The organism is Deltaproteobacteria bacterium (assembly GCA_016183175.1).
Classification (GTDB): Bacteria; UBA10199; UBA10199; order UBA10199; family SBBF01; genus JACPFC01.
The window spans coordinates 15,384-41,102 of sequence record JACPFC010000063.1; the positions used below are offsets into that span (position 1 = coordinate 15,384).

At 53.3% G+C, this 25,719-nt stretch carries 31 protein-coding genes; 9 read left to right on the top strand and 22 right to left on the bottom strand.

Annotated features, from left to right (window positions below; all coding sequences use genetic code 11):
* Positions 1-129 precede the first annotated feature (129 nt).
* Entirely contained in the window at positions 130-696 is a 567-nt protein-coding gene (locus tag HYU99_07075) for a hypothetical protein (GenBank protein ID MBI2340106.1), read from the top strand.
* Here the strand turns inward: HYU99_07075 and bioD are convergent.
* The 3 genes from bioD to HYU99_07090 all read right to left on the bottom strand — a co-directional run bounded on the left by bioD (position 690) and on the right by HYU99_07090 (position 2,398).
* On the bottom strand, positions 690-1,352 hold the full coding sequence (gene bioD / locus HYU99_07080; protein ID MBI2340107.1) for a dethiobiotin synthase: 663 nt from the start codon (positions 1,350-1,352) through the stop codon (positions 690-692). The two genes, HYU99_07075 and bioD, sit on opposite strands and share 7 nt — an antisense overlap.
* Positions 1,353-1,362: 10 nt before the next feature.
* A complete protein-coding gene (locus tag HYU99_07085) occupies positions 1,363-1,593 on the bottom strand; it encodes a hypothetical protein (GenBank protein ID MBI2340108.1) in 231 nt (76 codons plus the stop codon).
* 79 nt (positions 1,594-1,672) lie between these two features.
* Positions 1,673-2,398: an RNA methyltransferase gene (locus tag HYU99_07090; protein ID MBI2340109.1), complete on the bottom strand. Its 726-nt coding sequence runs from the start codon at positions 2,396-2,398 to the stop codon at positions 1,673-1,675.
* Positions 2,399-2,421: 23 nt separating this feature from the next.
* On the opposite strand from HYU99_07090, the gene HYU99_07095 reads away from it, so the two are divergent.
* Positions 2,422-2,913: a hypothetical protein gene (locus HYU99_07095; protein MBI2340110.1), complete on the top strand. Its 492-nt coding sequence runs from the start codon at positions 2,422-2,424 to the stop codon at positions 2,911-2,913.
* A complete protein-coding gene (locus tag HYU99_07100) occupies positions 2,910-3,095 on the top strand; it encodes a hypothetical protein (protein ID MBI2340111.1) in 186 nt (61 codons plus the stop codon). The genes HYU99_07095 and HYU99_07100 overlap by 4 nt, the downstream gene beginning before the upstream one ends.
* On the opposite strand, the gene HYU99_07105 is transcribed toward HYU99_07100, so the two are convergent.
* From HYU99_07105 to HYU99_07145, 9 genes are all read right to left on the bottom strand, one after another.
* Positions 3,092-3,517 (bottom strand): PaaI family thioesterase, encoded by a 426-nt coding sequence (locus HYU99_07105; protein MBI2340112.1) that lies wholly within the window; start codon positions 3,515-3,517, stop codon positions 3,092-3,094. The two genes, HYU99_07100 and HYU99_07105, sit on opposite strands and share 4 nt — an antisense overlap.
* A 98-nt stretch (positions 3,518-3,615) precedes the next feature.
* A complete protein-coding gene (gene hisD / locus HYU99_07110; GenBank protein MBI2340113.1) occupies positions 3,616-4,917 on the bottom strand; it encodes a histidinol dehydrogenase in 1,302 nt (433 codons plus the stop codon).
* Positions 4,918-4,963: 46 nt separating this feature from the next.
* Entirely contained in the window at positions 4,964-6,223 is a 1,260-nt protein-coding gene (gene murA / locus HYU99_07115; GenBank protein ID MBI2340114.1) for a UDP-N-acetylglucosamine 1-carboxyvinyltransferase, read from the bottom strand.
* Positions 6,211-7,083, bottom strand: coding sequence for a peptide chain release factor N(5)-glutamine methyltransferase (gene prmC, locus HYU99_07120; protein MBI2340115.1), 873 nt, complete (start codon positions 7,081-7,083; stop codon positions 6,211-6,213). Before prmC ends, murA begins: the two co-directional genes overlap by 13 nt.
* A gap of 66 nt (positions 7,084-7,149) precedes the next feature.
* Complete coding sequence (gene prfA / locus HYU99_07125) at positions 7,150-8,217, bottom strand: peptide chain release factor 1 (GenBank protein MBI2340116.1); 1,068 nt, start codon at positions 8,215-8,217, stop codon at positions 7,150-7,152.
* 69 nt (positions 8,218-8,286) lie between these two features.
* Positions 8,287-8,541, bottom strand: a complete 255-nt coding sequence (gene rpmE / locus HYU99_07130; protein ID MBI2340117.1) for a 50S ribosomal protein L31 — start codon at positions 8,539-8,541, stop codon at positions 8,287-8,289.
* Between the two features lie 76 nt (positions 8,542-8,617).
* Entirely contained in the window at positions 8,618-9,982 is a 1,365-nt protein-coding gene (radA, locus tag HYU99_07135; GenBank protein ID MBI2340118.1) for a DNA repair protein RadA, read from the bottom strand.
* Positions 9,983-10,050: 68 nt separating this feature from the next.
* Entirely contained in the window at positions 10,051-10,329 is a 279-nt protein-coding gene (locus HYU99_07140; GenBank protein MBI2340119.1) for a (2Fe-2S)-binding protein, read from the bottom strand.
* 14 nt (positions 10,330-10,343) lie between these two features.
* Positions 10,344-10,754: an HIT domain-containing protein gene (locus HYU99_07145; GenBank protein MBI2340120.1), complete on the bottom strand. Its 411-nt coding sequence runs from the start codon at positions 10,752-10,754 to the stop codon at positions 10,344-10,346.
* 77 nt (positions 10,755-10,831) lie between these two features.
* Between HYU99_07145 and HYU99_07150 the strand changes: the two genes are divergently transcribed.
* The 4 genes from HYU99_07150 (at position 10,832) to HYU99_07165 (ending at position 14,269) form a co-directional block, all read left to right on the top strand.
* Positions 10,832-12,025, top strand: a complete 1,194-nt coding sequence (locus HYU99_07150) for a L,D-transpeptidase family protein (GenBank protein MBI2340121.1) — start codon at positions 10,832-10,834, stop codon at positions 12,023-12,025.
* A gap of 39 nt (positions 12,026-12,064) precedes the next feature.
* Positions 12,065-12,379, top strand: coding sequence for a BolA family transcriptional regulator (locus HYU99_07155; GenBank protein ID MBI2340122.1), 315 nt, complete (start codon positions 12,065-12,067; stop codon positions 12,377-12,379).
* Positions 12,380-12,381: 2 nt separating this feature from the next.
* Positions 12,382-13,548: an acyl-CoA/acyl-ACP dehydrogenase gene (locus HYU99_07160; GenBank protein MBI2340123.1), complete on the top strand. Its 1,167-nt coding sequence runs from the start codon at positions 12,382-12,384 to the stop codon at positions 13,546-13,548.
* A gap of 142 nt (positions 13,549-13,690) precedes the next feature.
* Positions 13,691-14,269 carry a methyltransferase domain-containing protein gene (locus tag HYU99_07165; GenBank protein ID MBI2340124.1) on the top strand — a complete coding sequence of 193 codons (579 nt, stop codon included), beginning with the start codon at positions 13,691-13,693 and terminating at the stop codon, positions 14,267-14,269.
* Here HYU99_07165 and HYU99_07170 read toward each other — a convergent pair.
* On the bottom strand, positions 14,261-15,313 hold the full coding sequence (locus HYU99_07170) for a 3-deoxy-7-phosphoheptulonate synthase (GenBank protein MBI2340125.1): 1,053 nt from the start codon (positions 15,311-15,313) through the stop codon (positions 14,261-14,263). The two genes, HYU99_07165 and HYU99_07170, sit on opposite strands and share 9 nt — an antisense overlap.
* Before the next feature lie 112 nt (positions 15,314-15,425).
* Positions 15,426-16,667 (bottom strand): DEAD/DEAH box helicase, encoded by a 1,242-nt coding sequence (locus HYU99_07175; protein MBI2340126.1) that lies wholly within the window; start codon positions 16,665-16,667, stop codon positions 15,426-15,428.
* Between the two features lie 195 nt (positions 16,668-16,862).
* On the opposite strand from HYU99_07175, the gene HYU99_07180 reads away from it, so the two are divergent.
* Positions 16,863-18,080: an ATP-binding protein gene (locus tag HYU99_07180; protein ID MBI2340127.1), complete on the top strand. Its 1,218-nt coding sequence runs from the start codon at positions 16,863-16,865 to the stop codon at positions 18,078-18,080.
* Positions 18,081-18,105: 25 nt separating this feature from the next.
* On the opposite strand, the gene HYU99_07185 is transcribed toward HYU99_07180, so the two are convergent.
* From HYU99_07185 to HYU99_07210, 6 genes are all read right to left on the bottom strand, one after another.
* The gene (locus HYU99_07185; GenBank protein MBI2340128.1) at positions 18,106-19,695 is read right to left on the bottom strand and encodes a hypothetical protein; all 1,590 of its coding nucleotides are present in this window, start codon (positions 19,693-19,695) and stop codon (positions 18,106-18,108) included.
* Positions 19,696-20,023: 328 nt separating this feature from the next.
* Entirely contained in the window at positions 20,024-20,347 is a 324-nt protein-coding gene (locus HYU99_07190) for a nucleotidyltransferase domain-containing protein (GenBank protein ID MBI2340129.1), read from the bottom strand.
* Between the two features lie 176 nt (positions 20,348-20,523).
* Positions 20,524-20,784 carry a hypothetical protein gene (locus HYU99_07195; protein MBI2340130.1) on the bottom strand — a complete coding sequence of 87 codons (261 nt, stop codon included), beginning with the start codon at positions 20,782-20,784 and terminating at the stop codon, positions 20,524-20,526.
* Positions 20,781-21,005 carry a hypothetical protein gene (locus HYU99_07200; protein ID MBI2340131.1) on the bottom strand — a complete coding sequence of 75 codons (225 nt, stop codon included), beginning with the start codon at positions 21,003-21,005 and terminating at the stop codon, positions 20,781-20,783. The genes HYU99_07195 and HYU99_07200 overlap by 4 nt, the downstream gene beginning before the upstream one ends.
* 222 nt (positions 21,006-21,227) lie before the next feature.
* On the bottom strand, positions 21,228-21,524 hold the full coding sequence (locus HYU99_07205) for a hypothetical protein (GenBank protein MBI2340132.1): 297 nt from the start codon (positions 21,522-21,524) through the stop codon (positions 21,228-21,230).
* The gene (locus tag HYU99_07210) at positions 21,521-21,781 is read right to left on the bottom strand and encodes a hypothetical protein (GenBank protein ID MBI2340133.1); all 261 of its coding nucleotides are present in this window, start codon (positions 21,779-21,781) and stop codon (positions 21,521-21,523) included. The genes HYU99_07205 and HYU99_07210 overlap by 4 nt, the downstream gene beginning before the upstream one ends.
* Before the next feature lie 180 nt (positions 21,782-21,961).
* On the opposite strand from HYU99_07210, the gene HYU99_07215 reads away from it, so the two are divergent.
* Complete coding sequence (locus HYU99_07215; protein ID MBI2340134.1) at positions 21,962-24,418, top strand: acyl-CoA dehydrogenase; 2,457 nt, start codon at positions 21,962-21,964, stop codon at positions 24,416-24,418.
* Here the strand turns inward: HYU99_07215 and HYU99_07220 are convergent.
* Entirely contained in the window at positions 24,415-24,942 is a 528-nt protein-coding gene (locus HYU99_07220) for a hypothetical protein (GenBank protein MBI2340135.1), read from the bottom strand. The two genes, HYU99_07215 and HYU99_07220, sit on opposite strands and share 4 nt — an antisense overlap.
* Positions 24,943-25,154: 212 nt before the next feature.
* The coding region (orn, locus tag HYU99_07225; GenBank protein MBI2340136.1) for an oligoribonuclease at positions 25,155-25,719 on the bottom strand (565 nt) is incomplete at its 5' end.

A 25,719-nucleotide genomic window follows, 5' to 3' on the forward strand; every position in this document is an offset into this window, starting at 1 on the left:
GGACTTCTCTCCCCACTTATTAATTCAGACTGAAAAATTACTGTATTGAAATTCAACGGGCTGACATGCTTTGTTTTCTGGCACGCAATTTGCTTCCAATAAAAAGTGAAACAGAAAGGAGAAAAATCAATGACCCTAAACCTCCATTCCTTCCCATCTTTTGAAACCGACTTGGGCGGCAATTTCATTTTTGCCACCACGGCAAAAAATTCCGCGGGACAGGATGAAACAATCAGTTTCATCGACACGGACCACAACGGGCCCGATGCGGGCGACATTTATATTGGTGAAAACGGGGAGCGTTGTGAACTGATGAATGACGACGGATCGGTTGTCCTGCATACCTACCGGTATGGGGGAGAGGAAATAAATCATGTCATCGACGCGGATGACAAAGACTACGGCTCCTGCGAACTGGCCCCCGTTGCCGTCAAAGAGTACCGGGATTTTCTGGCGCCGGCCGATCCGGCTTCAATATGGGAAAGAGGGGGAGATATTTATTACGACGTAAACGGAGACGGGAAAGTGGATGGCGGCGATCAACTGCTGACCTCCGGCCTCTATTTCAACATCGAAGACACGGGCATCGACGGCGATATCGCCCTTGTCCTCGACCTTCAACGAACACCGGGTTATGATGAGCCGGTCAGATTGAATCACGTCCCGGCCCAAAATTTGTACCGGCATTTTCACTGACGCGCCGGACTGACATACGGAAAGACTCCCAAAAGAGGCGCTCCGTATCGTTTCAATACATCGGGATTTGTTTTATCCGCAATCGTCCTTCCCTTCGAGGTCTGATTCAAAATCGCTCCCAAAACCCGGACCCGGTTTCTTTTCAAATGCTCAAGCGTAAGAAGGGTGTGATTGATCGTTCCCAGCCCAAGCCGCGCCACGACCAGAACGGGGATTTTCAGATAACGGATCAGATCAAGGTTTGTCTTCTTCCCCGCCACCGGCACCAAAAGCCCACCGGCCCCCTCGATGAAAATCACATCGTATTTTTTCTGGAGGCCCCGAAGATTTTTCCTGATTCGGACAAATGAAACCCTGACTCCTTGACGGGCCGCCGCCACCCCCGGGGCCAGAGGTTCTTTGAAATAATAGGGATTGATGACATCCAGCGGCTCGGGCATACGGGCCGTTTTTTTGAGGAACTCCGAATCGGCCCGCCTGATGTGGCGGCCCCTTGCCGCACATCCTGACTCCAACGGCTTGAACGCCCCGGCGCGGATTCCCTTACTGTTCAGGAAAGCACACAGCGCCCCGGTGACATAAGTTTTGCCCACGCCGGTATCGGCGCCGCAAACAAAGATTGTTTTTTGAGCAAACAAAGAGAGTCTTTTGAGCAAACAAAGAGAGTCAAAAGTCCTTGCCCAACAATTTTTCAATTCCTGCCAGAGGATCGCGATCGGCGGCGGGCCGATAGACCGGGGTCTGTTGAGACTGAATCAGAGACTTTCCTGCATATTGAGCGAGAATCCGCTCAAGAAGACTTAAGATGAACCCCCCCTTTTTATAACCCCGCTTGCGACAAAATTCCGTGAACTGTTCGTCCAGATTGTCAGGAATCCGTACCGTGAGCGCCTTCATGGTGTCCTCCCTAAAAAGCGATTAAAATAAACAGGTTGGAGCAACCTATGTCATATGACGCCAAATTACGTCAAATGAATTATTTGGTTTTGTTCAGAATTTGCCGGCAGAGCCCCCGTAAAATGTTCACCTCGCGGGCATCCAATTCGGCGCGGGCAAAGATATTGCGGATTTCCTGCATGGCAATATGGGGACTGTTGGGATTTAAAAAACCGACGGACAGGAGCGCCTCCTGCAAATGGTCATAAAAGGCCTCCCGTTTTTCGGAGGGTGCCGGTTTTCGTTCAGGGATAAAATCGGCCTTTATCGACTTCCTCGCAAAAAACAGCTCATACAAAAGAACCGTAACAGCGTGGGACAAATTGAGCGATGGAAATTTGCAGGCCATGGGAATGGTCACGACCCCATCACAGAGGAGAAGATCGGCGTTGCTTAAGCCTCGTTCTTCGGGACCGAAAACAAGCGCCGTTTTTTGATTATTTTTTTGGGTCCCCCATTCCCTTGTCGTCAGCCAATTTAATCTCAACCTCCGCCGCCGCGCCGACGTTCCGATAACCTGGCGGCAATCGGCAACCGCCTCTTTTGTGGAATCGAATATTTCGGCCCGTTGAATAATCGGCGCCGCCGTCATCGCCCGTTCCAGACATTCGCGGCTTTCCGGATCGGCAAGCGGATTCACCAAACGGAGCTCCGAAAACCCGAAATTCATCATCGCCCGCGCGCAGGCCCCCACGTTTCCCGCCTGCTTGGGTTCCACGAGAACCACCGTTATTTGCTTGTCCGAAAAAGGTTTCCTCTTCGACATAATTTGCTTATGATGGGTTTCCTATGCTTTTCGAAAGAATTTTCAAAGCGCTGAATCAGCAACGGGTTAAATATGTCGTCATCGGCGGCGTGGCGGTGAACCTCCATGGTTTCTCGAGATTTACAGGCGATCTCGACATTGCGTTATCGTTAACGGATGTCGAAATAGCCAAGTTTGTCAAAGTCACGAAAAAGCTCGGCCTGGTTCCGAGGTTGCCTGTCAAAATTGAGGATTTTGCCGATCCCGCCAAGAGAACAGACTGGATCGAGCACAAAAACATGAAGGTTTTTAGCGTTTACAACCCCCGGAACCCGATGGAACATATCGATGTGATGATTCATCATGTGATTGATTTTGATAAAATGCACAAGAACCGTGTCACGATGAAAGAGGGGACGCTCCGAATACCGGTTGTGGGCATTCCCGATTTGATTCGACTCAAAGAAACGGCCGGCAGAGACAGGGATGCCATCGATATCAATGTGTTGAGAAAAATCCAGAGGGCTAAATTATGAAACACGGGAATCTAAAAATCAGGGTCAATGATGACATCGACATGGAACGCATCAAATATTTCAAGGGACTTTCGGTAAGGAAAAAACTCGATTACCTCGAACAACTCAATCTTTTTTTTAACCGTATCACGCCGGCCAAGAGCAAAAAAATCTGGGAAAAATTGAAACAGCAGGGGTTCTAAGAATCTTTCTTCTTCAAAATCGCAAACGTCCCCAGCGCCTTGCAGAGAATCTCCCCCTTGGGCGAAAGGATCTCCCCTTCGGAGACCGCCAGACGGCGCGTGCGGGAGACGAGGTTGGCGACACACTTGAGCTTCTTCATCTCCATCGTTGCCGCCTTGAGGTAGCTGATCTTCAAGTCGATGGCGAGGATGTTTTCCGACGCCTCAAGGTGGGGATAAACGCAAAAGCCCATCGCGGTGTCGAGCAGAAACGAAAGAATCCCGCCGTGACAGCAGTTTTCAAAATTCATGTGCCACGGTTTTAATTCCAGTTCGCAAATCCCCTTTTCCTTGCTGATGTGCGTCGCCTTCAGGCCAACGGTTTGATGGCAGAGGTCGTCGTTACAGATGGAGAGGTACTTTTTTGACTGGGCGCCCTGCATTTGACTTGGGGCCCTTTCGGCCCGGTTGTTGCTACTCGCGTTGATGTATTTCGCCCGCCAATACTTTGTGGCGGGCCAAACCCCGCGCTCACCACGGGTCAAGCCCGATGGTTCGCTTTTTTCAACCTTACCTCGACGGCATGGGCGTGAGCGGACAATCCCTCAAGCCGGGCGAGGCGGGCGGCGGGGGGCCCCAGTTTTCCCAGCGCCTTTCGGCCAAACGAGATGACGCTGGTCGCCTTGATAAAATCGCTTGCGGTCAGCACCGAATAATACCGCGCCGTCCCGATGGTCGGGAGAACATGGCTGGGTCCGGCAATATAGTCGCCGATCGTTTCCGGAGTATTTTCCCCCACAAAAATCGCCCCGGCATGGCGGATTTTCGGCACGTAAGATCTTGCCTCCTTGAGCGCCAGCTCCAGATGCTCGGGCGCCACCTCGTTGACCAGATCCACCCCCTCCTGCAGATTTCTCACAAGAACAATGAGCGCCCGCTTCTGGATCGACTCGGAGGCGATCGCCTTCCGTTCAATGCGGATCAGCTGGCGCCGCACCTCCCCTTCCACCCGGCTGGCATAGTTTGAATTGTCGGTGATGAGCAGGGGACAGGCCATTTCGTCATGCTCCGCCTGTGCCAGAAGATCGGCGGCCATGAACTCCGCCGGAACGCTTCCATCCGCTAAAATACAAATCTCGGTCGGCCCGGCGATCATGTCGATATCCACCTGGCCAAAGACCATCTTTTTGGCCCAGGTGACATAGATGTTTCCGGGCCCGACAATTTTATCCACCCTCGGAATCGTCTTGGTGCCGTAGGCCATGGCGCCGATCGCCTGCGCACCACCAACCTTGAAAATCCGGCCCACCCCCGCAATCTTGGCCGCCGCCAACACCGCATCGTTCACCTCGCCGCCAGGGCGCGGCGAGCACATGATGATCTCCTTCACCCCGGCCACCCGGGCCGGGATGGCGGTCATCAAAACGGTGGAAGGATACGCGGCCTTTCCGCCGGGGACATAGATGCCGATCCGTTCGAGCGGGGAAAAATGAAGCCCCAGCGAGACGTCATCCTTCGCATACTCCCACGATTTTTCCAGATGATGGCCGGCGAATTCCTCAATCCGTTTGGCGGCTGTTTTAAGCGCCTGCAAATCCTTTGCATCAAGTTTTCTGGCGGCCAAAGACATTTCTTTGGAAGGGACCTCGACGGTTTTAATGTTGACCGAATAGTGGTCGAATTTTTCGGTGTGTTTGAACAGGGCCTCGTCGCCGATCCGCTTTAAATCATCCAAAATCGCGGCGACACTCTTTTGCACCGATTCCGGAACCTCGACGTTTCGGTGATAAACCTTCCCAAAATCGTACCGAAAATTGCGGTCGGTGGTGCGGAGGATTTTCATATAAAATTAGACAATTTTAGGACTTTAATTCAAATACAGGTGGGATTCAATACTTAACTTTGCCCCTTTTGACCCGGGCGCCCAATTTACGGAACTTCCGTTCGATATGCTCGTAACCCCGGTCGAGGTGATAGACACGGTGGATTTCGGTGATCCCCCTGGCCATAAGGCCGGCCAGAATGAGGCAGGCGGAGGCCCGGAGGTCGGTGGCCATGACCGGGGCGCCGATCAACTGTTCGACGCCGGTCACCACCGCCGAATTGCCATCCAGTTTGATGTTGGCCCCCATCCGGTTGAGCTCCGCCACATGCATGAACCGGTTTTCGAAGATATTCTCCGAGACAAGGCTTGTGCCGCGGGCCAGACACATCATGGAAGTGAACTGCGCCTGAAAATCGGTGGCAAAGCCTGGGTAAGGCTGGGTGGAAACATCCACATTTTTGACCTCGCGGGGACCGATGACATGAATGGAATGATCCTCCTCCGTAATCACCCCCCCCGCCTCGCGAAGTTTGGCGATCAGGGAAGAGATATGCTCCGGCGCCACCCCTTGCACCAGCACATCCCCCCCTGTCATGGCGGAGGCAATGGCAAAGGTGCCCGCCTCAATCCGGTCGGGCATTATTTTGTAGTCTGCCCCGTTGAGTTCATCGACCCCCTCGATGGTAATCGTATCAGTCCCGGCGCCGGTAATCCGCGCCCCCATCCGGTTCAAGTAATTAGCCAGCTCCGGCACCTCCGGTTCGCGCGCAGAGTTTTCGATAACCGTGGCGCCTTTGGCTAAAACCGCCGCCATCATCACATTTTCGGTTCCGGTAACGGTGATGTCATCAAAGACAATCCGCGCCCCCGTCAGTTTGGGGCAGGCGGCCTCCACATAACCCCCTTCGAGGCGGATCTTCGCCCCCATTTCTTCGAAGGCCTTAAGGTGCCGGTTGATCGGCCGCGCCCCGATGGCGCACCCGCCGGGGAGCGAGACGCGCGCATGGCCAAGCCGGCCAAGAAGGGGGCCAAGAACGAGAACCGAGGCGCGCATGGTGCGCACCAGATCGTAAGGGGCTTCGGCTTTTTTGATTTTGTCGGCGCGGATTTTGAGCACGCCCCGTTTTTCCTTGACCTCCACGCCGAATCCGTGAAGGAGTCGGGCCATGGTGTGAATGTCCATCAGGTCGGGGACATTTTCGAAGACATTGAGGCCGCGCGAAAGGATGGAGGCGGCCATCAGCGGCAGGGCCGCGTTTTTGGAGCCGGAAATTTTTACCTTGCCGTGAAGGCGGCGTCCGCCGTCGATGATTATTTTGTCCATGCAATCACCACCCTTGGCAATCCCGCATAATCCTTAACCACTTCGATGTCCGACAACCCTGCCCTTTCAAAAATCTCTTTCACCGCCCGCGGTTGATCCTCGCCAATCTCCACCGCAAGCCAACCGCCCGGTTTTAGGAGACGCGGCGCAGTTTCCCCGATCTTTTGGTAAAAATCAAGGCCGTCGGCCCCGCCGTCCAGGGCGATTCGCGGTTCGTAATCGCGGACCCCGGCCGGCAGGGTCTCGATCGTCTTGGTGGGAATGTAGGGGGGGTTGGAGACAAGAAGATTGAAGATGGAAGGTCGAAGATCGTGGATCGTAAAAAAATCATTTTTGATAAATTCAATCCGGGACTGAACGCCGTTGGCGACAGCATTTTCTTTCGCGTACTTCAAGGCATCCTCCGACACATCAATAGCCGTAACTTTTGCATTGGGAAATACTTTGGCCAGGGTAATTGCAAGATTCCCGCTCCCGGTACCAACATCTAATATCTCGATCTTCGACCTTCCATCTTCGATCTTCGACCTTCGACCCTCAACCGTCTCAACCAGAATTTCCGTCTCCGGCCTCGGCACCATCACCCCGGGGCCAACCGCAAACGACAGCGACCAGAATTCCTTGAATCCGCGGATGTAGGAAACAGGCTCCCCCTTCACCCGTCGCTGGACCAGCGCCTTGAAGTCGGACAATTCTTTTTCGGACATCGGACGTTCGAACTGGAGATAGAGTTGGATCCTTTCAATATTGAGCAGATGGGCCAAAAGCACCTCGGCATCCAGCCGCGGCGTGGGGATTTGGCGCCGGGTGAAATAGTCGGTGGTCCAGTTTAGCAGAGAGATGAGGGTCCAAGATGACACAAGATCAACGTGGATCGTGGATTGTGAATCGTGGATCGAAAAAAACCATCCACCATCCACTATCCACTATCCACCGCTTTTAAGCGCCTCCGCCTGATAGTGCGCCTGAAGGGGCCCCAGAATCAGGTCGAGCCGGCCATCCAAAACCGTCTCGAGTTGATAAACGGTCAACCCGATCCGGTGATCGGTCACCCGGCTTTGCGGAAAATTGTAGGTCCGGATTTTTTCGCTCCGGTCGCCGCTCCCGACCTGTTCTTTTCTCTGCCTGGCTTCGGCATCCTGCTGAGTCGTCAGCATTTGATCGTACAACCGGGCCTTGAGGACTTTTAACGCCTTTGCCTTGTTTTTGTGCTGTGATTTTTCGTCCTGGCAAACCACCACCAGACCGGAGGGAATATGCGTGATGCGTACGGCGGAGTCGGTCGTATTGACACTCTGCCCGCCATGGCCCCCGGAGCGGAAGACATCGATCCGCAGATCCTTGTCCTCCACATTCACCTCCACATCCTCCACCTCGGGCATCACCGCCACCGTCACCGCCGAGGTGTGAATCCTTCCTTGAGCCTCGGTTTTGGGAACCCGTTGAACACGATGGGCACCGCTTTCATGCTTGAGATGCGAATAAACATGGTCTCCCGAAATGAGGACGATCATTTCCTTGAAGCCGCCGAGCCCTGTCGGGTTTGAGGAGACAATCTCCACTTTCCACCTCCTGCGTTCCGCGTACCGGCTGTACATGCGGAACAGATCGGAGACAAAAAGACCCGCCTCTTCCCCTCCCGTACCGGCGCGAATTTCCAAAAAGATGTTTTTTTCGTCGTTGGGGTCCTTCGGAAGAAGCTGAATTTTAAGCGCGGTAGCCATTTGGGCCAGTTCCGGTTCCAACCTTTCAATTTCTTCCCGGGCCATCTCTTTTAATCCCGCATCTTTTTCTTCGGCCAGCATTTTTTTGTTGTCCTCGAGATCCCGCTTTTTCCTTTTATAGACGCGGTAGGTTTCAACCACCGGGCGCAAGGCGGCCTCTTCCCGCGCCAGTTTTTGAAGCTCCGCCGGGTTGGCGTGGAGGGACGGGTCGGCCATCCGCTCGTGCAACGCCTTGTATTTTTTTTCGACTTGGTCGAGTCGTGTGAACATAGTAAAAAAAATCCCGTCCATCCGCCTTGAAGAGCGGACGAGACGGGATTATTGTTGACAATAAAACAGCTAATTAATCGTGATCGTGCGCGGCCCCTTTTGTTTGGCCTTCTTCAAAATTTCCTCGCGTTGCGCATACTTTTTCTGGAAACGCTCAACCCGGCCGGCGGTGTCCATCAATTTCTGCTTGCCGGTGAAAAAGGGGTGGCAGGCGGAGCAGATTTCCACATGGATCTGTTTGGAAGTCGAGGCGGTTTCGATGACGTTGCCGCAGGAACAGACAATTTTAATGTCGTGATATTCGGGATGAATTTTTTCTCTCATAAAATCCCTCTCTCAAATTGAACGGCGTTACTACCACACCCTTCCTTTAGGCCTCAAGAAAAAAACCTGTCAGAGACTAAAACAACGCCTCCAGCGCCTGTTCCGGGGATTGTACGTAGATCATTTCCATGTGGGAAGGGACACCTGAAATCTTCTTTGTTTTCGGAAGGATACACCTTTTGAACCCCATTTTTTCAGCCTCTTTCAGGCGGATTTCCGTGCCATGCACCCCCCGCACCTCGCCGCAGAGCCCCACCTCGCCGATAACTAAGGTCTCTTTGGGAAAGGGGCGGTTTTTAAAGCTCGATACCAGCGCCGCCAAGATGGCCAGGTCGGCCGCCGGTTCCACCACCTTAAAACCGCCGGCCGCGCTCACATAGATATCCTGTCCGTAGAGGTTCAAGCCGACCACTTTTTCGAGAACAGCAACAAGAATCGCCACCCGTCCCGGGTCGACCCCCAAAGTGGTCCGGCGCGGATTGGGGAGAACCGATCCGGAAACGAGCGCCTGAATTTCGACCAACAGCGGGCGTAGACCTTCGAGCGATGCGGTAACGGCGGAACCGGCAACTTTTTCCGCCGTATTGGAGAGAAAAAGACTGGAGGGATTTTCCACCTCTTGAAGTCCCGCTTGCGTCATCTCAAAAACACCGATCTCGTTGGTGGAACCATACCGATTTTTAATGGTGCGCAGAACCCGGTAGTGCTGATTGGCATCCCCTTCAAAATAGAGGACGCAGTCGACCATATGCTCCAGAATCCGCGGCCCCGCCAGCGCTCCTTCCTTGGTCACGTGACCGACAAGTATCGTTGAAAGACCGGTTGATTTGGACAAAAAAAGGAGTTTCCCGGCCGACTCGCGCACCTGCGAGACCGAACCGGGGGCCGATTCGAGATCGGAAAGATAGACGGTTTGGATGGAATCGACGACCAGCATCTGGGGTTTCAGCGTCTTGACCTGCTCGATAATCCGGTCCAGTGAGTTTTCGGCAATGACCATGACGCGCGAAGAAATACCGAGCCTGTCGGCGCGGATTTTGATCTGCTCTTTTGACTCTTCGCCGGTGGCGTAGAGGACACTGACGCCGTTTTGCACCAGACGATCAAGCGCCTGGAGAACCAGCGTCGATTTGCCGATACCAGGATCGCCGCCGATCAGGACAAGCGAACCGGGAACAACGCCGCCCCCCAGAACCCGGTCGAGTTCACCGATGGTTGAGAGAAGCCTCTTCTTGTTTTCGAAGGAAATCTCGGACAGTGCCACCGGTGTTTCGGTCGTGAGGGTGAAAAAATCGCCCCGTTCCGTGCCGGCCGGTTTGCTGAAGATCTCCTCGACAAAAGAATTCCACTGGTTGCAGTCGGGGCATTTACCCAGCCACTTGGGGGATTGGTGACCGCAGGACTGGCAGGCATAGACGGTTTTGGCCTTAAGCTTGGACATGAGGCCGAGGTAGCACGAATACCAAAAAAATGTCACCCATTTTGTAAATCATTTTCGTTCCCCGGCCTTCAACTCCTAATCTTCACATCCCCCCGGACAACCAATTGGCATCCGAGGCGCTCGGCGGCGCCGACGGAGGTCAATGTCTCGAACAATTCTTCTTCCTCCTCCGTCCTTGGATTCAAGTTCTCCATCCCTTCGACAATAATGCACCGGCAGGTCCCGCAACTCCCCATCCGGCACCCGAAGGGGAGACTCGCCCCAGAGGCATCCACCACATCGGGAATTTTGGCCCCCTTGGGGACTTCGACCACCAGATTATCGGTCACGAAATGGACTTTGGGCATAGAGAAATTTTTGTTCACTCCAAAATAATCGTCCCTGTCATATTTTCTCTGATCACCTTTGCCACTGCTTCCCCTTTTAAGTTCCGGTTTTTGGTGTGCCTCTGTGGAACCAGCCAGATGTGGGCATGAGGCACCTCGTCGCCGATGATATGGCTGACAATCATCTCCGTGCCGAAGGCTTTTCTCTGCGCATGGGCCACCTTTTGCGCCGCCTCCATGTAGGCGCCGATGTTGGGGGACACCTGCCTGCCGGCAGGCAGGTCCCAGACCCAGACATGGTGTTCCTTCGGAATAAGCTGACAGTGGCCGGTTGCCTGCGGGCGGATGTCCAGAAAGGCGACAAAGCGGTCATCTTCAAAAACTTTCTGCGCGGGAATTTCTCCCCTGGCGATCTTGCAAAAAATACAGTTCGGGTCGGTTTTCATGGTGATTTCTCCTTGTTTTTGGGGGATGAATTATACTTGCACTCAACCCGCAGGTGAAGGATATTCTACGCGGCCTTATGCGGCGTATCCGGCATGTCACTTTTTTATTTTACTTTTTCGCATCCTGTCCGCTCTGGGCGGCCCAGTTTGATCCCCCTTCCAACATCCAGCGGCTGAATAAAGCCGTTCAAGTATACGAGGGACTGTCCAAAAAAGGCCCCTGGCCGGAAATCCCCAAGGGCGAAAAAATTGAACCCTTGGCGGAGGATGAACGGATTCCTCTCATCCGCAAGCGCCTCGAGGCGGAAGGATACATCAAAAAAAGCTCCGACGAAAAAATCTACGACGATAAACTGCTGGAAGTCGTCAAGCTTTATCAAATTCGCAACGGGATGGAACCCGACGGGGTGATCGGCAAGGGGACGGTGGCCACCATGAATGTGCCGGTTGAAAAAAGGGTCTGCCAGCTCAAGATCAACCGGTTGCGCTTTACGTCCCTTGCCGCCACGACCCAGGCAGGTGCGGAAGGAACGGCATCTTCCGCAGTTCCCACCCGGTATATCCGGGTCAATGTTCCCGACTTTCATCTGCATGTCGTGAAGGATGATGAACCGGTCCTTGCCTCCAGGGTCATTGCGGGGCGGCGCGACCGCAAGACCCCCATCTTTAACGATGAGATCACCCATCTGGTGGTCAATCCCGCCTGGTATGTCCCCCGGAGCATCGCGGTGAAAGACAAACTCCCCACCCTTCAGAAAGACCCCGATTATCTTGAAAGAATGGGGATGAGGCTTTATGGAAAATCGCCCGAAGGGGAAACCATCGAGGTCGATCCGGGAACGGTCGACTGGACCACCGTGACGCCAAACGATTTTGACTACCGGATCGTCCAAAAACCGGGCGCAGGAAACGCCCTGGGGACCGTCAAGTTTCTTTTTCCCAACAAGTACGATGTCTATCTGCACGACACCTCCGACCGCCATTTGTTCCGGAGGGACAGCCGCTCTTTCAGCTCCGGATGCGTCCGGGTGGAAAATTATATGGAACTCGCCGAATATGTCTTAAAGGACACGCCCGACTGGGACCGCGAAAAAATCGAGTCTGCGATCGACAGCGGCATCCAGCGAAGGATCGATCTCACGGTACCCTTTCCCATTCACATTGTTTACGTGACCGCATGGGTGGATGAAGACGGGACGGTGCAGTTTCGGAATGATGTCTATGGGTATGATTCCCCACTGGCTAAAACGGCCTGTTCCGAATTGCCGTAATGGTTGATTTTTTTGGGCCAATCTGTGACATTGGATGAAATGACTCTTCAAGAAAAAATCGAGGCAAAGATAATCGAGCGGCTTAAGCCCCACCACCTCGAGGTTATCAACGAAAGCCCCATGCACTCCGTTCCGTTTGGCGCGGAGTTGCATTTTAAGGTGGTGGCGGTATCAACGGCCTTCGAGGGCAAAACGCCCGTCCAGAGGCACCGGATGATCAACGATCTGCTGGCTGACGAACTCAAAGAACAAATTCACGCCCTGACCATGCGGACATTCACCCCCGACGAATGGGCGAAAAAAGAAGGGAACAGGGAATCCCCTCCCTGTCTTGGAGGCTCAAAGGCGGATTAAAAATGGACATTCAACTTCTGCGGCAGGAATTGAACAAACTGCTCCGCGAAAAGCTGGAGCCGGTGGTGGAATTGTCCGATCTGAATTCGGAATTTCCGCTGGAGGTCTACAAAGAAGTCGCGCGCGCCGGATTTGGCGGGGTCTACCTGCCGGAAGAATACGGCGGCGGGGGGAGCCTTGAGGGTCTGATGGCCGTGATGGAAGAGATGAGCAAATTCTCCCCCGGCTTTGCCCTCTCCGCCATGGCCAGCTTTCAGCTCTTCGGCTACAACATCGCCCGGCTGGGGACAAAGGACCAGAAGGAAAAGTATCTGCGGGGGCTGATGAATGAGGCCAAAGTCGGCTGTTGGGCGCTCACCGAGCCGGATGTGGGAAGCGACGCCATTCACATCAAAACAACGGCCAAAAAAGAGGGGAATAATTACGTCTTGAACGGCTCCAAAACCTTCATCACCAACGCCCCGATCGCCGACTACTTCATCATCATTGCCAACTCCGGTGGCGGCGCCACTGGCGGCGGCACGGGGTTCAATTCCGGCTCCGCCTTCGTTCTGGAAAAAGGGATGAAGGGGCTCTCGGTCGGCAAACCGTTTCTCAAACATGGCCACCGGTGCTCGCCGACCGGACAGATATTTCTCGACCAGGTAAAAGTCTCCAAAGATTGTTTCCTCGGCAGTGAGGGATCGGCCTTTGCCGACATGAAGCACTCGCTGGAACTGGAGCGGTTTCTGGTCGGTCCCATGGTCTGCGGGATGCTGGAGACGCTCATCGAAAAAAGCGTCGCCTATGCCTACGGCCGACAGCAGTTCGGCCAGCCGATCCTTTCGTTTCAGCTGATTCAGGAAAAAATCGCCCGGATGCGAATGCACCTGGAAATGATCCGCTCTGCCGTCGAGCGCGGTGTGGCGCTGATGGAGGCGGGCAAATCCGCAACCAACCTGGCCACGGCGCTCAAGCTCTACGCCGGCCGGGCGGCGGTGGAGATGGCCAGCGAATCGATGCAGATCCATGGCGGGAACGGCTATATGCACGAATACCGGGTGGAGATGTTCATGCGTGACGCCAAACTTCTGGAGATCGGCGGCGGGACCAACGAGATGATGATCCAGATTCTGGCAAAAAACACGGCAAAGGAAATAGGCAAAAAATCCGGACTGGGAACTCTGTGACAACCGGCAGTCAGCGGTAACGAAGGTGAAATGACCAGGCAGTCTGTCGTTGTCCACAAAACAATCCAAGCCGAACTTGCAAAAGGTTGTCGGTCGGAGTAGCTGACGCCGGTGGAACAGAGTTCCCAGTCCGGCAACTGTCATGAAGCGTTATTTGACTTTCTGGAAGGCCGCGCTCACAAAACCGCTCATCACCGGCGCGGTGGTCCCCAGCTCAAAAAAACTCTGCATCAAAATGCTGGAGCATGCCCATTTGGGCGAGGCCGATTGCGTGGTGGAGTTGGGGCCGGGGACAGGGGCCTTGACCCGCCGGATCGTTCCGCAACTCAAGCAAAACGCCGTTTTTCTCTGCATCGACAGCAATCCGGTGATGGTGAAGTTCTTGAAAAAAGAGATCGACCGTGGAAAAATCATCCACGACGGGGCGGAGCAGTTAAAAAAATATATTGACGAGGCGGGGATCCCCGCCGACGTGATTTTTTCCAGCCTTCCTTTTTCCACTCTTCCCAGGGCAAAATCCGAAAAAATCCTGGAGGCGATCCAGCGCTCACTCGGACCAAAAGGGAAGCTGATCCTCTACCAGTACATGCACGCCGCCTGGCACACCAAAGCCCGTCTCCTGGTGGCGGCGCTTAAGGCGCATTTTCGGGAGGTAAAAATGAAAAAGGTCTTCGGCAACATCCCGCCGGCGTTTGTGTTCACCTGTTTGAAGTCAACGTAATTTCTCATATGCCTCCAGGATCACTTTTTCGGTGGTTGCCCAGGAAAGGCATTGATCCGTAACGGATACACCGTATTTCAACTGCTTCAAGTCGTTGGGAATCGGCTGATTCCCCTCGAAGAGGTTGGACTCCATCATGAAGCCGCAGATCGATTTGTTCCCCTCGCGGATCTGATCCACGCAATCGGCGAGCACTTTGGGCTGAAGGCGGTGGTCTTTGTTGGAGTTGTCGTGCGAGTAATCGACGACTATTTTTTTGCGCAAGCCGTTTTTATCCAGCGCCGCCTCGCAAGCCGAAATACTGGGCCTGTCGTAATTGGGTCTTCCGCCGCCGCCGCGAAGAACGATGTGGCAGTATTTGTTGCCGCGGGTGGAAAACTTGCAGATTTTTCCCTCCGCGTCGATTCCCAAAAAATGGTGTGAGGTGGTCGCCGCCTTAAGGGCATTGACGGCGGTCTGAATGCTCCCGTCGGTCCCGTTTTTGAAACCGACCGGCATCGAGAGACCGCTGGCCAATTCGCGGTGGGTCTGTGATTCCGCGGTGCGCGCCCCAATGGCCGCCCAGGTGATGAATTCCGCCAGATACTGCGGGGTGATGGGATCGAGCGCCTCGGTGCCGGCGGCCAGCCCCAGTTCGGTAAATTGCAAAAGGAGCCTCCGCGCCAGTTTTAACCCCTCCTCGATGTGGAACGAATCGTCGAGGTTGGGATCGTTGATCAGGCCCTTCCATCCGGTGGTGGTGCGCGGTTTTTCAAAATAGACCCGCATGATCATGAAAAACCGGTCGGCCACGCGGTCGGAGAGTTTTTTCAACTTTTCGGCATATTCCAGCGCCGCCTTCGGGTCGTGGATGGAGCAGGGGCCGATGACGAAAAAGAGGCGGGGGTCTTTTTCGTCGAGGATATTTTCAATGACCTGCCGGCTCTTGAGCACGTTGGCAAGCGCCGTCTTCGATGCAGGCACGAGTTCCGTGATCGCCTTGGGGGTAATGAGCCGCCGGCTACCGGTGATGTTGACGTTAATGAGTTTTTTCAGTTCGATCATAAAACTATCGCGGGTCCTGCCGCCTGTGGGTCCCCCCTCTCTCGTCCTCGTCGTGAAGGAGCACGACTGCGGCTCGTTCGGGGGCCTCCCACAGGCGTCACCCGCTACTTCATTACCGCCTCCGCCGCGGCCTAAAACCGGGACGAGAGACAAACGCGGACTTCGGGGCCGCCTCCATGAATGGAGGGACGCCGACCGCCACGCACCGCGGAATCGCCTGCCCCAGTTCAGCTTCAATATCCCTCACCATCGGCAAATCCTGCCATGTCGCGATGGTGGAGACAAGGCCAAGCGCCTCCATGCGGGCCGTCCTCCCCGCGCGGTGGATATAATCCTCCACCGTTTCCGGAATGTCAAAATTGATGATGTGCTGAATGCCGGGGACATCGATCCCCCGCGAGGCGATATCGGTGGCAACGAGGATCCGGTGTTCCCCCTCCCGAAACCCTTTAAGCGCCGCCGTCCGCTCGCTCTGCGAGAGGTCCGAATGGATCCGTTCCACCGGATGCCCCTCCGCCTCAAGCAGATGGGAGAGCCATTCGGCATCCACCTTTCGCCGCGCGAAAACGAGGGTGCTTCCCAGCTCCTGATGCAAAAGGGCGATCAGGCACTTTCTCTTGTTTTCGCCCTCCACCAGATAAAGACGATGCGTGATCCCTTCCGCCGCCTTTCCCTCCGGCAGGATATCGATCCGGACAGGGTTGGTCAGAAAACGTTGGGTCAGCCGTTCGATCGGCGCCGGCATGGTGGCCGAAAACATCATCGTGTGGCGTTGCCGGGGAACCGACCGGAGAATCTCCTCCACCTGCGGCAGAAATCCGAGATCGAGCATGTGATCGGCCTCGTCCAAAACCAGCTCCTGAATCTGACCCAAGCCGATGATTCTTCGTTCCAGATGATCGATGAGCCGCCCCGGTGTTGCGACAACGATATCCGGTTTTCTTCTCAAGTCGGAAATTTGCGGCCCCATTCTGACACCACCGATCAGGCAGGCCGTTTTCAAATGATGATTTTTGCCGAAGAGATCGAGAAAGGCCTTTGTCTGAAGGGCGATTTCACGCGTGGGGCAGACGATCAACCCGCGCAGGCCGTGGCCGTGGGTGAGGCGTTCGGCAATCGGGAGGACAAACGCCGCCGTCTTTCCCGAACCGGTCTGGGCGAGACCGATGATATCTTTGCCTGTCAGCGCCACCGGGATGACCTCGCACTGGATGGGGGTCGGGTGTTCAAAGCCGATGGCGCGCACCGACTTTAAAACCGCCTCCGACAATCCCAGCGATTCGAAAGTCACAGCAGTCGTGGCGACAGGGTGCTGGCCGACAAACGGGGCCTTTCTTTCAGTTGACTTGTGCATGGCGGGGTCTTTTAGAGGATTTTGGGAGAGAACACAACCAAAAGACGAGGTTATGACAGGGACTTGGCGCGGGATGATCGGATCAGGGGAGGATATCGCGCATGACAATCAGGCCCGAATCTCTCATTGACAAGAACGGTCCTTTTCCTGTTTAATTCACTTTACTTAAAAATCGGCGTACAATTTTTAGCTGTCATGAAAAGAATAATTAACCTGCCGAAATCACACTCTTTTTTTCTTTTTGGAGCCCGGGCAACAGGAAAAACATGGCTGATGCGGGAGCACTTTGCAAAGGGGACAACCATGTTCCTGGATTTGCTTACACCAAAAGATTATGACCGGTTCTCTCAAAATCCTTCCTCATTATCCGAAATTGTCGCGGCCCTCCCGAGTCAGGGCGATTGTTGGGTCATTATTGATGAAGTACAAAAAGTTCCCCAACTTTTGGATATGGTCCATCTTGAAATTGAAGCCCACAGTCGGTCCCAGATGGGAGTCACGACAGAGCGTCCCTCCAGGCGGCGGCTCTTTTTTGCCTTGACCGGCTCAAGCGCCCGCAAATTAAAACGGGGGAGGGCGAATATGTTGGCCGGTCGCGCCTTTCTTCGGCACCTTTATCCGCTTGTATCATCCGAATTTGGCGATGCATTTAATCTTGGTTTTGTTCTTCAGTGGGGAAGTCTGCCGGGGATTGTTACCGCTTCTTCCGATGAAGAACGGAATGAATTGCTCATGGCTTATATTCATACCTACCTCAAAGAAGAAATCCTTGCCGAGCAATTGGCGCGGGAAGCTCCCCCTTTTCGTCGTTTTTTGGAATGCGCGGCCCAGACCAATGGGGAAATTGTGAATTTTTCCTCTATTGCACGGGATGTCGGCTTGAGTTCCAACACGGTCTTGAGCTATTTCCAGATACTCGAAGACACCCTCCTTGCTTATCGGTTGCAACCTTACCATCAATCCATCCGAAAAAGAGAACGAAGGGGGCCAAAATTTTATTTGTTTGATTGTGGCGTTGCCCGGGCTTTACTGGGGCTTCAAAATCAGCCCCTTCTATCCAATAACTACGGATATGGCCGCACCTTTGAACATTTTATTTTTCTTGAGATATACCGTTTGGCATCTTACGCAGGTTCCGATTTTCAGTTGAGTTATCTTCAAACCAAGGATGGCCTCGAAATTGACTTGCTCATTGAACGTCCCGGAATGCCGCTGGCATTAATCGAGATTAAATCAACCGGCACCGTTCAAGATGTTCATTTGCGAGGGCTTCGATCGGTCAAAAAAGATTTTCCCGATGCCCAACAAATGATTCTTTCCCAAGAGCCCAGACCCCGCCTTGTTGATGGCATTCACATTATGCCTTGGCAGATGGGGATTCGTGAACTCGGTTTCGATAAAAAGACGAGGTGATGAAAGAGGCTTTGGCGCGAGATGGTCATGCCAAAACCGGCAAAGGCACCGCTATAACGCATAAATTAACAGGTGCTGTCGTTGCGCCGAAATAGGCCGACATGCCGGCCAGCGCTAACGGATTGAGGTTATAGACAGGTGACGGCGCTATGGTTTGAATGCCGCCAACCGTCATTTCGGCCCCCCATGCGTTCGTATTCCAGAACCCCAATCCCGCATTTTCCGCTTTCGTTACCGTCACAGGACCCAGCCGGGCCGAGGCGATGCCGGTTTCGGATTGAGGAATAAAATATTGATTGGCCTCTATCCGATTATCATCGTGAAACGCGACGGGCTGATGGTTCTCAACCGGCCCGGATAATCCGGCCATGAGAGGAAGAAACGCTTTCAGACCCCCCTTCCCGCCTGCACGACCAGTTTTCTTTTCCTTCCTGAATTTTTCCATCTCCTGGTTTATGGACCATATGCTGTCTACAAGATCGTCGTAGCCGTCCGGCGTGGTTGACAATTTTTTTAGTAAATAATTTCCAACAGATACCTTTCTATCCCAAACCGATGCCCCAAATCGAATTTCGGCAAGGTGAAAAAGTGTCCACCCCGAATTCCAATATGCGCTATGTCTTAAGATTCGTTCCCACACTTGTTGCAGTTCGAATAAAAGGATGTCGTATTTGCCCGAAGTGTCCCGTGCCAGACGCTCCATCATGATCATCGGAAGATCCGGCCGGGTGACAGGGTCGGCCAGGTCAAGCGATGCCAAAAACTGGTAAAATGCCATTTCACCGTCGGCCCTCTTTTTAAAAGTTTTTGCCGATTTTGGATCGACTTTCTCAACTTGTCGGGCCGCTTCATTAAAAATGGATTGCCTTGCCAGATAGTCATTATATTCAACGTCTGCTTCTTCAAGACGGGATGCGAGTTCCTTGCCGGATAAGCTCTGGATTAATGTTTCGACAATCAAACGGGCGCCCTCTTCACGGTTTTTGGGGCCGATCCTGATAAGCGCCTCTCCCTGACTTATCTTGAGATAAGCATTGATGTCGGCCGTATCCGCTGTTTCCGAGCCCAAGAGATATTGCCAGTACTTGAGGTCATAACGGCCCTGGCGCCCGAGTTCCAGCAAAGTTGTATATATCTCATATTCTAATTGATGTTGCTTGAGCTCCCTTGCCAACTGTACAAGGTATATTGCCGCTTTTTGCGCTCGGCCATAATCTCCCATTGTTACATAATGTGCGAACGCTCTTTGAAGACAAGAAATCGGTTGCGGTGGTGCATCTCCCTTGCTGTCCTCCATGATAGCGGCATATACCTTCTCTCTATCCTGGGCAGGCATAAGGATGTCCAGAAAGAATGGCAGATGACGTTCCCTCGTGGAAAAAGGCCTGCTGTAATAATCTGCCAATCTTTTTCTATCTCCGGCATTTTTCATTGCCTCTGGGAGTTCGTCTGGACGAAGAAGGCGTAGGGGACCATGCGTTTGTAGCCATCCTCGTACTTGGGCCAGATGTCTTTTAGATAATTTACCGGCCTCAATTCCGGCAACCAACTGGGCGGCTTCGCGAAGTTTTTCTGCGGGAATTTCTTGCGGCTCCATGATGATGAAGGTTTCCATGAGGGTTTCCCGGTCGGGGCCCCATTGAGGTCGGAGGGCCTCCAGATCGAGCACAACATAGTCACGCATCAATCTCAGTTGGATATCACTAAACGGCACAAATATTGTCCTCTCGCTTCTAAAGATTTGACTGGCACGTTTTTATCGGAAGATAAATATAAAAGTTGCTAAAATTTTCACCAAGAATTAAAAATAATATTTTACGGATTATCAACTTACTGGGTGGAAACTCGTCAAAATGGCAGGTTCAAACAAGCGATTTTAAAGAAAACAACTCTTCTATCGGGTCTGGGGACGCTTTCTGGAAATTTGGGTTTCTGCATCCCCTTCAGGCGGCATATAAGGTTCTCCCCTCTTGAAGGGCCGGCTTTATGACCAAACCGGAGTTGTTTTTGTAACGCTCAATATCGCTTTCGGTGACAACAACTATATCGGCTCCCATGCCGACACCAATCAGATTGCGGTAAATTTTTTGTGCCGTCATCCGACGGTGAACCGTGGGAGGCACAACAATAAGGAGATCGAAATCACTGTGACGCCCCATTTCACCGCGAGCGGCCGATCCAAACAGGATGATTCGGCTGGGATGCGCCGTATTGACAATCCTTTTGACAATTTCGCCGAGTGCCTTCTCGATTTCGGATTTATTCATAAAAAACCCCGAACAGCCTCGCCTGCCTTATTTCAGGATGCCAGAATATTATACTTGGTGACCGATTGGAAATAAAGAATTTTAGCTGATTGACTGTCTACCGAGCCACCACCCGGGCCAAAGGACTTCTCGCAAAGCCGGTTGCGGGAAAGACGGGAGGCCCGATGCCCCATACTTCACAACAACCGTTCGTAGTCATTGTGGTTGCCTATCCAAAACCAGACAACGGTATCATCTTGCATGAGTCCAAGGGCCCGGTAATGCAAAGTAATGCGGATAGACCACATTCCTTTCTCTTGATCGACACACTTGAAATGAAGCGATGGATGAAAAGGACGATCCCGCCAGAGTTGGTAGGCTTTTCGTGCCGATTTTTTGACCGAATCTGGAAGCGGCCGGTAACATTCCCAAAAGCTGGGAAGGGTTTTGGACTTCATAACTTCTCATAATCCATATCAACCGCCTTCCCCTCACGAATTTCCTTTTGAGCCTTGTTGATTAGACCGGCAAATTTGCCCTTGCGTTTAAAAGCCCTGTCCCATTTAACCTCATCACGCTCTTCTTCGACGTATTCGCGTAATCTGTCCGCCACCCGTTCTTGAATCATCTCCGGCAGGGATTCCAACATTTTTATGGCTGTCACAGCTGTTTTTGTCATATAAATTCCCAAGGTTTCACAACCAGTTACCTTACTATTGTACCCCATCCTCAGAAAACTTGGCAACTAATTTTTGTTCTTGGAAATACAATAATCCCGTAGAAACGGCTGATTTCAGGCATGGCTGTGATGGAGGATATTCACATTGGAAAAAATTTCTTCCACACTTTTTCCAGTATGGACCGATTTTACGAGAACTGAAAACCGGACGTTTGGCTTCACTTAAGGGTGTGGAACAATGGCCGTAATGGAAATCCGATTCTTTTCCGGACCATAATACCAGAAAATACGATAAGCGCCGGGGGTTTGATTTTGGGCATAAGTCTCAAATACCTCTTCGCCCCGGGGACCTTTGATCGACTGATACTTGTGAGTGCAAAGACCAGGATGTTTGAGATTGGTTTCCATCAAGCCGAGTGTTTTTCTCACCGCCTTAAGAACCGCTTTTTTCGAAGAATCATCTTCCAGCTTTTTCAAGTTGGCCCGGGCCTCATCGGTAAAAACGAGCTCAAAAGTCACTTCTCCTCCGCATACCTGGCGAACGAACCCAACTTATGCCTGGGCGTTTGCGAAAGGCCTCGTGCCAGGCTCTTTTTAACGACAGGATTCTGGAAAATCCAGACCTCATCCGCCGGTATCGAAACCTTGGGTTTCAGAAAGTAACCCCCTTCCGTTTCATAAACCTCAAAAGAAGAAACCTGTTTGCCCTTGATCACTTTTCCCAGGGCCAACCGGCGCTTTTTATCGAGTGTAATTTCGCCGACAAGTTGTTCCATTCTTTCTTCCTCCCGGGTTACAGACTAACAAAAAGTGGAAAAGGTGACAAGGGGTAAAATAGAAGAATGGCCATATGACAGCAACAATGAATGAATGGTCATTCATTTTTTTCTTGCGGTTTCCCCCAAAAAATAGATAAGCTTGTCATGTAATCACCAACCCCTTTTGAGGAGGTTCGCATGGAACTTTTCAACACCCTAAACGGTTTTTTCTTAAACGCCCATTTCCCCTGGTATCTGGGAGGTTCTATCGTTGTTGTTTTAGCTCTCGGCTATCTCGGCGCCCCGCTCATCCTCTGGACTCTCGCGTTGGCAGTGGCGCTGGTCGGCTTTAAGGCCCCCATACCGGTTTTGTGCGCCTTTATCGCCTTTGCCCTTGTCTTTAATATTCCCCTTATCCGGCGGACCCTCCTCACCTCCTTTGTCATGAAGGTGATGAAAAACTTTCTCCCAAAAGTTTCGGAAACCGAAAGGGTGGCCTTGGAGGCGGGCGTCGTGTGGGTCGAAAAGGATTTGTTCTCCGGAAAACCCGATCTTAAAAAGCTGCTGAAAGAGACTTATCCGAAATTGACAAGGGAAGAGCAGGCCTTTCTCGACGGCCCGGTGGAGCGCCTCTGCGCCGTCCTGGACGACTGGAAGATCTGGCAGGACAAAGAAATCCCGAAGGAGGCCTGGGATATCATGAAGAGGGAAAAATTTTTCGGAATGATCATCCCGAAGGAATATGGCGGCCTCGGTTTTTCGGCCATGGTCAACAGCGCGGTCGTGATGAAGGTGGCCACCCGCTCATGCGCCGGCTGTGTGACGGTGATGGTGCCCAACTCGCTGGGCCCCGCGGAACTTCTCACCCACTACGGCACTCCGGAGCAGAAAAAAAATCTCCTCCCCAAGCTCGCCTCGGGCGAGCATATCCCCTGCTTCGGCCTCACCGAACCGACGGCGGGGAGCGACGCCGGCGGCATGAAGGCCACGGGCGTTCTGTTTAAAGGGAGCGACGGCAAACTTTATGTCCGGCTGAACTGGGAAAAGCGGTGGATCACGCTGGCCTCCATCGCCACCCTGTTGGGCATCGCCTTCAAATTGACCGACCCCGACAATCTTTTGGGGAAGGGGCCCAACGTGGGAATCACCTGCGCCCTGGTTCCTTCAACAACAAAAGGGGTCACGCTGGGGCGAAGGCACGATCCGCTTGGTGTCCCCTTTCACAACTGTCCCCTCTGGGGAAAGGATGTGGTGATCTCCGCCGAAGAGTGCATTGTCGGCGGAATCAAGGGGGCCGGCCTTGGATGGAAGATGCTGATGGAAAGTCTGGGGGCCGGGCGCGGCATCTCGCTCCCCGCCCAGAGCGTCGGCGGCGCCAAGTTTGTGACGCGGGTGTGCAGTAATCATGCCACAATCCGAAAACAGTTCGGCATGTCCATCGGGAGGTTTGAAGGAGTTGAAGAGCCTCTCGCCCGGATTGCCGGCTGGAACTACCTGATGGAGGCGAACCGCCTGTTTACCCTCGGCGCCCTGGACAAGGGGATCAAGCCTCCCGTAATCACGGCGATGGCGAAATACTACCAGACGGAGCTGGCGCGAAAGATCGTCAATGACGGGATGGATATTATGGGGGGTTCCGGCATCTCGCGCGGGCCGCGCAATCTTTTGGCGCACATGTATATCGGCACTCCCATCGGCATCACGGTGGAAGGGGCGAATATCCTTACCCGCACCCTGATGATCTTCGGGCAGGGAGCGCTTCGGGCGCATCCCTATGCCTATCAGGAGGTCAAAACGGCGGGGGAAAACAACCTGAAGGGCTTTGATTCTGCCTTCTGGGGGCATGTAGGGCATGTTGTCAGAAATCTCACTCGTTCCTGTCTGTTGAGTCTCACCCGCGGCAGACTCGCTATCTCTCCCGTCGGCGGACCGGTCGCCAAATATTACCGGAGGCTCGCCTGGGCCTCGGCCTCCTTTGCCATCATGGCCGATCTCGCCATGGCGACTCTCGGCGGTTCCCTGAAGGTCAAGCAAAAAATCACCGGACGGTTCGCGGACATCCTGGCCTGGATGTATTTCGGCTTTGCCACATTAAGGCGTTTTGAGGCGGAGGGGCGTCGAAGGGAAGACCTGCCGTTTGTCCACTTTGGAATGGCCTATGCCTTTTCCGAAATCCAAAAGGCCTTCGACGGCATTTTTGCCAACATGGGAGGGATTTTTAAGGGGCCGATCCGTTTGTGGTCCCGTTTGAATAGCATCGGCGAACCCCCTTCGGACAAAATCACGCATCAGATTGCCCAACTGATTCAGGTGGACGGCGAACAGCGCGACCGGTTGACGAAGGGGATCTACATCCCCACCCGCGAAGGGGAGGCGCTGGCCCGGCAGGAAGCCGCCTTCAAGACCATCAAAAAGGCGGAAGGTGTAGAAAAGAAAATCATGAAAGCGGTCAAGGAAAAGAAGATTGCCAAGCAGAAAAAAGTTTCCGCCATGGTCGAAGAGGCGGCGAAGATCGGCGTCATCAGCGAGGCCGAGACGGCCCTTTTAAAGAAGGCCGAGGAGCGAAGACTGGACGCCGTCACCGTGGACGATTTTTCCGAGGAGGAATATCTGGGCCGGGCGGCCGTAGCCGCCCGGGCCCGGATGACGGCTTAACGCGTCTCGCTCACAATCTTCACCGATTCAATCGCCTTCATGCAATGCCACTCATACTTGCCGAAATTATCGGTTGAGGCGCTACATTCGAGGTTAAACCCTTTGGCCTGATTGCGCCAGACCCCCACCATGTATTTGAGGTTGGTGTCGGATTTCACGCCGGTGATGATCGACACGTTTCTGCCGTTCAACACCTTGTTTTTAACCGACTGAATCACAACCCCGCGCGATTCGAGGTCTTGCCTCACGAATTTGGCGTAGTCGTGGGCGGTCTTTCCGGCGGCGTCATCGTACCGAAGCCAGATAATCGGGTTGGCCCCCACCTCGTGATAGACCCACTTGATGGGACGGTTTTCCTGCTTGGTCTTTTGGGTATCCCACTTGTGGTCGGGCTTGCAGACATGGAAGGTCGAATCGATGGTGAGGCAGTCGCTCCCCTGCCAGTCGATTTGGACGGCATGTGCGGCGGAAACGGCCGTAAAAAGCACGGCCCCAACCGCCAAGATGAAACGAATGGTCTTCATAGTTCTTCTTTCTCCTTATTGTTAAAGACAGTTGATCAACTACTTTATTCCCCTTAATCGGCTCCGCTCCCGCCTCGCTTCATCCTCCCTATTCGGTCGGCGCTCGGCGGGAACCCTCCTTTTTTGGGGTTAATTAATTAATGACAAACAGGCGTCCATTTACCCAAACGGGGCCAAAAAGACAAGCGGGGAATTGGGCAAAAATTACTTTGTCAAAAGGTTCCCTTTGCCGGCAGTGTCACATGATTGAGATAGGTTTTTAGCTCGGCAATCGCCTCGCGCACATCCTCCAGCGCGCGGTGGTTTTCGCTTTTTTTGACCTCGATGCCGTATTTTTCACGAAAGACCTCCTTGTAGGAGCTGACGTCGATCATCCGGTAATGGAGGCGTTTGGCGATTTTGGGGAGGTATTTTTCGATAAACCGCCGGTCGTTATAAATGGAATTGCCCGAAAGGACCACCTCTTCATCCTTGCGAAAGTGGCGGTTGATTATTTGAAGAACATCCTCTTCCACCTGCGAGAGCGGCAGGCCGGTTGCGACCGCCTTTGTCAGCCCGCTGGCGCCGTGCGTTTTTTTGCACCATTTGTTCATCCGTTCAAGCGCCTCGGGAGGCTGGAAAACCACCTTGTTGTACTCTTCAAGAATATTGAGGTCGAGGTCGGTCACCGCTACGGCCACCTCGAGGATGGAGTCGGTCTTTTCATCCAGGCCGGTCATCTCCATGTCGTGCCAGAAGAATTTCTTTGTTCGCGGTTTTTCTTCCTTTTTTTCAGCC